At 68.9% G+C, this 8,308-nt stretch carries 9 protein-coding genes and 2 pseudogenes; 5 read left to right on the top strand and 6 right to left on the bottom strand.

What is annotated here, in order from left to right:
• Both A5704_RS13430 and A5704_RS13425 read left to right on the top strand, forming a co-directional pair.
• Window positions 1-1,050: fatty acid--CoA ligase family protein (locus A5704_RS13430; RefSeq protein WP_067889402.1), on the top strand; the 1,050-nt coding region annotated here is incomplete at its 5' end.
• 15 nt (window positions 1,051-1,065) lie between these two features.
• Window positions 1,066-1,779, top strand: a complete 714-nt coding sequence (locus A5704_RS13425; RefSeq protein ID WP_067889399.1) for a hypothetical protein — start codon at window positions 1,066-1,068, stop codon at window positions 1,777-1,779.
• Here the strand turns inward: A5704_RS13425 and A5704_RS13420 are convergent.
• Window positions 1,765-2,742 carry a nitronate monooxygenase family protein gene (locus A5704_RS13420; protein ID WP_067778539.1) on the bottom strand — a complete coding sequence of 326 codons (978 nt, stop codon included), beginning with the start codon at window positions 2,740-2,742 and terminating at the stop codon, window positions 1,765-1,767. The genes A5704_RS13425 and A5704_RS13420 overlap by 15 nt on opposite strands.
• Window positions 2,739-3,131, bottom strand: a complete 393-nt coding sequence (locus A5704_RS13415; protein WP_067760716.1) for a tautomerase family protein — start codon at window positions 3,129-3,131, stop codon at window positions 2,739-2,741. Before A5704_RS13415 ends, A5704_RS13420 begins: the two co-directional genes overlap by 4 nt.
• A gap of 94 nt (window positions 3,132-3,225) precedes the next feature.
• Here A5704_RS13415 and A5704_RS13410 point away from each other — a divergent pair, with 94 nt between their 5' ends.
• A complete protein-coding gene (locus A5704_RS13410) occupies window positions 3,226-4,095 on the top strand; it encodes a LysR family transcriptional regulator (RefSeq protein ID WP_304442285.1) in 870 nt (289 codons plus the stop codon).
• 59 nt (window positions 4,096-4,154) lie between these two features.
• On the opposite strand, the gene A5704_RS13405 is transcribed toward A5704_RS13410, so the two are convergent.
• The gene (locus A5704_RS13405) at window positions 4,155-4,754 is read right to left on the bottom strand and encodes a TetR/AcrR family transcriptional regulator (RefSeq protein WP_067889393.1); all 600 of its coding nucleotides are present in this window, start codon (window positions 4,752-4,754) and stop codon (window positions 4,155-4,157) included.
• Between the two features lie 107 nt (window positions 4,755-4,861).
• On the opposite strand from A5704_RS13405, the gene A5704_RS13400 reads away from it, so the two are divergent.
• Window positions 4,862-6,424, top strand: a complete 1,563-nt coding sequence (locus A5704_RS13400; RefSeq protein ID WP_067760709.1) for an NAD(P)/FAD-dependent oxidoreductase — start codon at window positions 4,862-4,864, stop codon at window positions 6,422-6,424.
• 3 nt (window positions 6,425-6,427) lie between these two features.
• Here the strand turns inward: A5704_RS13400 and A5704_RS13395 are convergent, their stop codons facing one another.
• From A5704_RS13395 to A5704_RS13385, 3 genes and pseudogenes are all read right to left on the bottom strand, one after another.
• Window positions 6,428-7,036 (bottom strand): YbhB/YbcL family Raf kinase inhibitor-like protein, encoded by a 609-nt coding sequence (locus tag A5704_RS13395; protein ID WP_067889389.1) that lies wholly within the window; start codon window positions 7,034-7,036, stop codon window positions 6,428-6,430.
• A 50-nt stretch (window positions 7,037-7,086) separates the two neighbouring features.
• Window positions 7,087-7,530: an SRPBCC family protein gene (locus tag A5704_RS13390; protein ID WP_067760702.1), complete on the bottom strand. Its 444-nt coding sequence runs from the start codon at window positions 7,528-7,530 to the stop codon at window positions 7,087-7,089.
• Between the two features lie 35 nt (window positions 7,531-7,565).
• Window positions 7,566-8,108 (bottom strand): annotated as a pseudogene (locus A5704_RS13385) (zinc-binding dehydrogenase); the annotation flags it as partial.
• Here A5704_RS13385 and A5704_RS13380 point away from each other — a divergent pair.
• Window positions 8,104-8,308: pseudogene (locus A5704_RS13380) on the top strand (oxidoreductase); the annotation flags it as partial. The pseudogenes A5704_RS13385 and A5704_RS13380 sit on opposite strands and share 5 nt — an antisense overlap.

Raw genomic sequence — 8,308 nt, 5'->3', positions numbered from 1 at the left:
GGCGCCGATGCGGCAGCGCCCGCCGGCAGCGATGACCGCGACGCCCTGGTGCTATTCACCAGCGGAACAACGGGATTGCCGAAGGCGGTCGGCATCAGCGGCAGGCAGTTGGCAAGGCGGATCGGGGGAATGGCGCCACCCTTCAGGGCGGACGCCAAACCCTCGGTGGGGATGATGTGCGTCCCGTTCTTCCACGTCGGGGGCTCGCTGGGCACGCTCGGCAGCCTCTACTCCGGCAACACGTCGGTCGTGCAGCCGCGATTCGACGCCGGCGAGTGGCTACGCCTGGTGTCGGAACACCGGGTGACCACCACGTTCCTGGTTCCCGCCATGCTGCAGCGCATCCTCGACCATCCCGGCTTCCCCTACGCCGACTTGTCGTCCTTGGTCGCCATCGCCTACGGGGCCGCCGCCGCGCCCATCGCGTTGGTGCGCCGGGCGATGGACGCGTTGCCACACGTGGCCTTCGCCAACGTATTCGGCCAGACCGAGACCCTCGGCGCATACACGACGCTGCTGCCCGCCGACCACCGCGACCCCGCCCGCGCGGGATCCGTCGGCCGTCCGCTGCCCGGGGTCGAGGTGCGGGTCGTGGATCCCGAGACCGGCGATGACGTCGGGGTCGGAACGATCGGTGAGCTGTGGGTGAACACCACCCAGAACGTCACCGCCGGGTGGCTGCGCACCGGTGACCTCGCCCGCCGGGACTCCGACGGCTACCTCTTCCCCTGCGGACGGCTCAGCGACACCATCAACCGCGGGGGAGAGAAGTTCGGGCCGGTCGAGGTGGAGGAAGCGCTGCGTTCCCACCCCGCGGTGCGGGATGTCGCGGTCGCCGGTATCGCCGACGACGAGCTGGGCCAGCGCGTGGGAGCTGCGGTGGTGGCCTGCGCCCCGGTGACCCTGGAAGACCTGCGATCGCACTGTCGCGAGTCGATCGCCTACTTCAAGCTGCCCGAGCGGCTGGCGCTCGTCGACGACATCCCCTATAGCTCGACCGGCAAGGTCAGCCGCCGCCAGCTCGCCGCGCTGATCGCCGATCAGCCCTGAAGGCAAGGAGTTTCGATGCTGTTCCTCCACGAGACCCACCGGGTGGTCGGCGCGCGGCAGGACGAATTCGAGGCGGCATACCGCGAAGGCTGGATGCCCACCCTGGCCGCGGGGGACGACGCGCGGCTGCTCTGGTACACCAACCACGCCCACGGCTCCGGCCTGTCCTACAACGTTGTCACCATCACCGGCATCGTCGACGGCGCGGCCTGGGAAAGGCTTGCGCGCAGGACACAAAGCGGCGACCTGCGCCCGTGGATGCGCGAACTGGACAAGCTGCGCCACGAGGTGACCGGAAAGCTTCTGCTTCCCGTCGATTGGTCGCCGTTGCAAACCGTCGACCTCTCGACGGTGCCCACCGACGGTGCGACCCACCAACTGAGCCTGTTCATGGAAGACACCGGCTGGCCCGACGCCGCGCTCGACGACTACATCAGGATGTGGGACGAGATCTATTACCGGCTGCTGTCCAAAGCCCCAAAAGAAATGCGGATCCTCGATATCCAAGCGTGCTTTCAGGTGGCGCACGGCAGTTACCGCCGACGAGAAGCGATGCTGTGGCAGAAGATCGAGAACTTCAACAACTATGCCGCGCTGGTCCACCTGCTGACGGCCGAGACCGCGCCCGAGCACCGGCGGCCCGGCAGCTATATGGTCGAGGCGCTGAAATACCGCGACCAGTGGGAAAGCCGCCTGCTGCGGACGTCGGACTGGTCACCGCTGTACTGAGGCCGGCCGGTTGAGGATCCGGGCGGCGTGGTCGACCATGTCGGCCACGATGTCGGCCGCGGGCCGGACTTGCCGCAGCAGCCCCACCCCTTCGCCGACGAGAATGGCGGCGGTATCGAAATCCTCAGCCGCGACGGCTTTTTCGTAGTCGGCCACCGCCTCCTGCAGCGACGCCGCCAGCCCGTCCTGGTTGCCGTGCCACGTGTCGAGGAACGCGTTGCCGAGCGCCCGAGCGTTGTATTCTGCCGGCCAATCCAGCCGTCGCACAAGGTCATAGGCGCGCGTGCGAACGGTGTCGTCACCGGAGGCCGTCAGCGCCCGCTCGTGCGCGCGGGGCGACACCAGCGCCTCCGGCGTCGCCCAGAATCGGGTGCCCACCAGCGCCCCGTCGGCGCCGAGCGCGAGCGCGGCGGCCAGGCCCCGCCCGTCGGTGACCCCGCCCGCCGCCAGCACCGGCGTGCCGGGTGAACGATCGGCGGCCAGGTCGACGACGTCGGGCACCAGCGTGAAGGTGGATCGGGCGCTCATCCCGTGCCCGCCCGCCTCGCCGCCCTGGGCCACCACGACATCGGCGCCGGCGTCCAGGGCCAGGCGCGCGTGGTCGAGGGTTTGCGCCTGCGCGATCAGCGGGACGCCGGCGGCGCGAATCCGCTCAGCGAACGGCTGCAGCTCACCGAACGACAGCATGATCGCGGCGGGCCGGCGCTCCAGGGCCGCGTCGAGCAGCGCGGGTTCGCCGGCCAGGCTCCACGTGATGAAGCCGCAGCCGACGGTTGCCCCGTCGGCGCGGTCGAATTCGCGCCGCAGCCATGCCGCGTCGCCGTAGCCGCCGCCGATCAGGCCGAGGCCGCCGGCCGACGTCACGGCCGCCGCCAGCCGCCCCCCGGAGATCATCGCCATCGGGGCGAGCACGACGGGGTGCTGGATGCCGAAGAATTTCGTGAGTCGGGTGTCGAGGCTCATGTCAGCTCCCCGGTGAGAAATTGCGCCCGGCCGTGGCCGAAAGACCAGTCTTCGTCGCCGTTTTCGGTGATCGAGACGATCAGGTCGGCCGGGTCGAGCCCGCACCGCTCCGCCAGGTGGGTGGCCAGCAGTTGGTAGAACTTCTCCTTCATCGCCCGTGTGCGCCGCCGGCTCACCATGTGGACGATCACCTGGTGCGCCGACCGGGTGATGCCGAGACCGGTGTCCAGGGCGATGATTTCGTGGGCGGGATGGCTGCGCACCACCTGGTAACGGTCGCGCGGCGGCACCCCGAAGGCCTCGACGACGGATTCGTGCACCGCGTCGAGCAACGCCCGCATTTCCGATGGCGTGCGGCCCGCGATGAGGTCGATGTACAGCAGCGGCATGGTGGCTCCTTACGATCTGTGTCCTGGCTACGACGTTAGGTTCGCCCGGATCGGGTGTGAAATGCCTGCTGTAATCGATCTATGCTTGTCGGGCATGGGCGCAATGGAAGGTGGCCGAGTCGAATTGCGCCACCTCCGGGCGTTTGAGGCGGTGGCGCGACTCGCGTCGTTCACCCGGGCCGCCGACGAACTGCGCATCACTCAGCCGGCGCTCAGCCGGACCATCCGGCAGCTCGAGGACGCGCTCGGCGTGACGCTCGTGGACCGCACTTCGCGGCACGTGGAGACGACCCGGGCCGGACGGACCTTCCTCGAGCATGTCGAACGGGTGCTCGCTGAACTGGAGCGGGCGTTCGGCGCCGTGCGCCGGCAGGCCAGCATCGGCCTCGGATTCAGCTGGTTGTTGCCCGACCCGTGGGCGCAGGAGACGGTCGCCCGTTTCGAGCGGGCCACCGGCACGACGGTCAGGCTGGTCCGCACCGACGATGCGCTGGGCGCCGTGCAGCAGGGCCGGGTCGACGTCGCCGTGGTCCGCGGACAGGTGACGTCGACCGCCGTGCGGGTGGTGCACCTGTTCGACGAGAACCGGGTGGCCGTGTGCTCGGTGCATTCGCCGCTGGCGTCCCGGTCGGAGCTGGACTGGGCCGAGGTCCCGCGGTGGCCGTTGGTCGTCAACACCGCCAGCGGGACCACCGGGCCGTGGTCGTGGCCGTCGGGGGAGGGACCGGAAACCATCGTGGAGACGGCCAATTTCGACGAGTGGCTCGAGTCCGTCGCGGCCGATCGCGGCATCGGCGTGATCCCCGACGTCGCCGTCCGCCGCAACATCCACCCGGGCGTCCGGTTCGTCGCGCTGCGCGGGGCCCCGCAGAGTCCGGTCGCCGTGGCGTTTCTGCCGCGCGCCCGCAACGCCGTGCTGCGCCGCTTCGTCGAGGCCGCCGTCGAGAGCGCGCAGGACGTTTGAGTGTGCGCTCACGGCGGCGATTCTCGGCGTGTCGACACCGTGGGCGCACACTCAACGAATCACGCGAGCGGCGCCAGACCCGACCGCAGGAGATCCAGGCTGGACGCCACCAGCTCGCCGAGCTCCCCGGTGCAGCCGTTGCGGCCCCAATTCTCCACCGCCACAACGAGGGCGGCGGCCAGGGCCGAGCCCGTGACCTCGGCGAGCAGATCGATGTTCGCCACTCCCGGGTTGCGGCCCTTGACGAAGTCGGTCAGCACGTGCGCGAACGACGCCTGCACGACGCGCAGATGACCGGCGATGCGCTCCGCGCTGATCAGCTCCGCACGGGCCGTCGCGGCCTGGCGGACCACTTCGAGGTCGTGCGGGAAAGCCGCGACGCTCGCCAGCACGGCATCGAAGAGTGACTCGGAGGTGGGGCGGCCGGCGAGCGCTTCCGCCAGCCATTCCAGCTGCGTCTCGTAGTCCTGGAAGAGCACCGCCTCCTTGGTGGGGAAGTGGCGAAAGAAGGTGCGTTCGGTGACGCCCGCTTCCCTGGCCAGCTCGGTCACGGTGACGTTGGCAAACCCCTTGCGGGCAAAGCTTTTCAAGGCCGCCTGGCGCAGCGCCTCGTGTGTCGATCGTCGGCGTAGCTCGTGGCGGTTCGTCGGCGCGCTCATCCCATCGAGATGGTAGCCCAGCCGGCCTGAACTGGTCAGTGCTGACATCTTCCAATTATGTCAGTACTGACATATTGTTGTCACGCGCCGACCCGAGGGAGGAAGCCATGCCGGACTATGACGCGATCGTCGTGGGAGCGGGCCACAACGGATTGACCGCGGCGGCGGTGCTGCAGCGCGCGGGCCTGCGCACCCTGTGCCTGGAAGCCAACACCTATGCCGGCGGCATGGCGGCCACCGTCGAACTGATCGACGGGTTCCGCTACGAGATCGCCGGGTCGGTGCAGTTCCCCACCGCGAGCCAGATCACCAAGGACCTGGGGCTGGACACCCTGCCGACGGTGGAGCCGGAGGTGATGTCCACCAACATCGGTGACAACGGCGAGGAACCGATGATCTTCTACCGCGACCCGATGCAATTGATGACGCACCTGGGCGACAAGCACGGAATCGAAGCCGTCACCGGCATGGCGGAATTGATCGGGTGGAGCCAGGGACCGGCAAAGGCGTTGGGCCGCTTCGACGTCCGCACGCCACCCAAGACCCTCGACGAGATGTATGCCTGCGCGGCCAACGACGCGGAGCGCCGGGCAATTCACGAAATGCTGTTCGGGTCGGCGATGGACGTCATCGACCGCTACCTGCCGGACAAGGACAGGCACGCGGTCATGCGGGGGATGCTCGCATTCCTGGCCGTGAACTCCACCTATCGTGGGCCCTACACACCGGGCAGCGCGACCTGCCTCGCGTTCGCGCTGGCCGTGCCCGACGATGCCACCGCGATGATGACAAAGCTCAAGGGCGGCATCGGCGCGCTCACCGAACACCTGCGTGAGCTGTTCGTCTCCCACGGCGGAGAGATCCGCTATCGCGCCAAGGTCGAGCAGATACTCGTCGACCACGGCGCCGTGACCGGGGTGCGGTTACGCGACGGCTCCACCATCACTGCCCCCATCGTGGTTTCCAACCTCGCGCCCGACGTCACGCTGACCGAGCTCATCGACTCCGAACACGTTCCGCCGGAGCTGGTCTCGCGGCTGTCGGGCCGTGATCACCGGGCCTCGTTCGTGCAGATCCACTTCGCCCTCGACGGACTGCCCGAGTTCGCCGCACCGTATGAGTTCTTGAACGAAGAAGGCATGCAGCAATCGGTCGGGATCTTCGGCGATCCAGAAGAACAACAGCTGCACTGGGAGAACTGCCGCCGGGGCATCGTCCCGGACAACCCGTCGATGGGAATGCAGATACCGTCCGTGCACGATCCGGGCATGGCGCCGCCGGGTAAGCACGCCGCCAGCGCCTACGCGTACGCCTTCCCGGTCGAAGTCAGCCGCGATCAGCATGGGCACCTCAAAAATGTGATGGCCCAACGCGTTATCGACAAGATCACCCGGCTGGCCCCGAACTTCAAGGACATCGTGATCCGCCACATCACGTTCGCGCCCTACCACATGAACACGATGTTCGGCGCGCCCGACGGCGACTTCTGCCACGGTCTGCTGCATCCGGACTTGATGGGCCCGAACAGGCCGGGCCCCAAGGGCTTCCTCGACTTCCCGATCCCCATCGACGGTCTCTACCTCGGCGGCGCGGGATGCCATGGCGGGCCGGGCATCACGTTCACCCCCGGCTACAACGCGGGCTATCAAGCGCTCGACGACATGGCCTGACGCTCAGCCCGCGAACGTTCCGGTCAGCTGCGCCTGGGCGGTGGCGGCGCCACCGATCGTTTGCGCCGCCTGCACGCCCGCGAGGCCACCGGGAAGCTGGTAGTCGTTGGGCAGCTGGTAAAGGGTGAACCGGTAGTGGTGCGTGCCGGTTCCCGCCGGCGGGCACGGGCCCTTGTACGCGGGCTGTCCGGCCGAGTTCGGCAGCGTGGTCGCGCCGGCCGGCGTCTGACCGTCGGTGGTGCTACCGGGACCCGGGGCGATGCCGGTCACGACCCAGTGCACGTACAGCCCGTTGACGGCGTCCGGGTCGTCGACCACGAGCGCCGCCCCCAGCGGCGACGACCACGTCAGCGGCGGCGCGATGTTGGCCCCTTTGCACGTGTACTGCACGGGGATCGGGGCGCCGTCACCGAACGCCGGGCTGCTGATGGTCAACGGGGCCCCGGCGGGCGCGGCCGCGACGGTGCGCCCGAGGGTCGTCACCTTGGGCGTCGACGGCGCGGTCATATGGGTGTCGCCGTGGCCGCCGCAGCCGGCCAGCGCGGCGATGATCGCCAGCCCGCCGATGATCGGTGCGATCCTGCGAGGGCCGCGCGGGGTCGGCGATTTCATAAGGGACAGTGTGGACCGCGGGGCGGCCGTCCGGTAGGGCCAGAGCGCCGTTAGGAGTCGCGCTTCTTGTCGAGCACCCGCTTACGCAGCCCCTTCGTGGCGGTGTCCATCAGGCTCTTGGACCCGCGCTTGATCAGGAACCCGGGCACCGGCATCAACAGGTCGACGGTCAAATCGAAGCTCACCCGGGTGGAGTCACCGTCGGGCGTCAGCGTGTAGCGGCCGTCCTGCGCGCGTTGCTGTTTGGCGCGGACCAGGGTCCAGCTCACCCCGTCGTCGTGAACGGTGTACGCCAGCTCCTGTTCGTCGCTGACCCCGACGAGCTTGACCACCTGCTTCGACCTGGTGGGGTGGCCCTGATCGTCGCGCTCGAGAACCTCCACCTTTTGGTGAACCGAGGACCACTCGGGCAGGGATTCGATGTCGAACAGCACATCCAGGATCTCATCCGGTGTCGCTTCGATGACGACCTCGCGGGATTCGGTGACAGCCATGCAGGATAGATAACCACTGCGGCGCCGCTAAAAACTCACGGAACCAGGACCACTTTGCCGACGTTCTCGCGCGCCGCGAGAATGCGGTGCGCCTCCGGCGCTTCGTCGAAGGGCACCGCCGCGTGGACGATCGGAGCGATGGTCCCGTCCTCGAGCGCCTCCGTCAGCGGGGTGATCCACGGCTCGAGCGTGCCGCGGTCGTCCCACAGCCTCAGCATGTTGAGGCCGATCACGGCCTTGGACTCCGAGAGTTGGTCGATCAGGTTGAACCCGCGCAGCATCGCCAGCGCGTGCGGGGCCGCCGCCCGCAGCGAGCGCTTCTCACCGTGCTGCAGATTCGAAACCCCGTAGCCCACAAGCCTTCCGCCCGGTCGCAACAGCGCATAGGACCGCCGCAATGACGTGCCACCCAGCGCATCGAGCACCAGGTCGTACGGTTGCAGGCCCTCCCACCAGCCGTCGCGGCGGTAATCGATCGCTCGGTCCACCCCCAGTTCGGCCAGCCTCTGATGCTTGGCGGGCGAGGCGGTGCCATGCACCTCGGCCCCGGCGGCCTTCGCGAACTGGACGGCCGCGATGGGCTTCGAACAGGGCGCCGCGGTCCCGGTCAACTACGCGACCGCGTGGGCCGCCCTGCACGGGTACGGCTCGCTGCGCGCCGGCGAACGGGTGCTGGTGCATGCCGCGGCCGGCGGCGTGGGCATCGCGGCCGTCCAGTTCGCGAAGGCCGCCGGGGCCGAGGTGCATGGCACCGCCTCGCCCGCCAAGCATCAGAGGC

The organism is Mycobacterium sp. E735 (assembly GCF_001666955.1).
Lineage (GTDB): Bacteria > Actinomycetota > Actinomycetes > Mycobacteriales > Mycobacteriaceae > Mycobacterium.
This window is presented reverse-complemented; position numbering and strand designations above follow the sequence as displayed.

What these genes read in the sequence shown, in the direction of transcription:
- A5704_RS13425 (WP_067889399.1), top strand. Translation starts at nt 1,066, where the DNA reads ATGCTGTTCCTCCACGAGACCCACCGGGTGGTCGGCGCGCGGCAGGAC.
- A5704_RS13420 (WP_067778539.1), bottom strand. Translation starts at nt 2,742, where the DNA reads ATGAGCCTCGACACCCGACTCACGAAATTCTTCGGCATCCAGCACCCC.
- A5704_RS13415 (WP_067760716.1), bottom strand. Translation starts at nt 3,131, where the DNA reads ATGCCGCTGCTGTACATCGACCTCATCGCGGGCCGCACGCCATCGGAA.
- A5704_RS13410 (WP_304442285.1), top strand. Translation starts at nt 3,226, where the DNA reads ATGGGCGCAATGGAAGGTGGCCGAGTCGAATTGCGCCACCTCCGGGCG.
- A5704_RS13405 (WP_067889393.1), bottom strand. Translation starts at nt 4,754, where the DNA reads ATGAGCGCGCCGACGAACCGCCACGAGCTACGCCGACGATCGACACAC.
- A5704_RS13400 (WP_067760709.1), top strand. Translation starts at nt 4,862, where the DNA reads ATGCCGGACTATGACGCGATCGTCGTGGGAGCGGGCCACAACGGATTG.
- A5704_RS13395 (WP_067889389.1), bottom strand. Translation starts at nt 7,036, where the DNA reads ATGAAATCGCCGACCCCGCGCGGCCCTCGCAGGATCGCACCGATCATC.
- A5704_RS13390 (WP_067760702.1), bottom strand. Translation starts at nt 7,530, where the DNA reads ATGGCTGTCACCGAATCCCGCGAGGTCGTCATCGAAGCGACACCGGAT.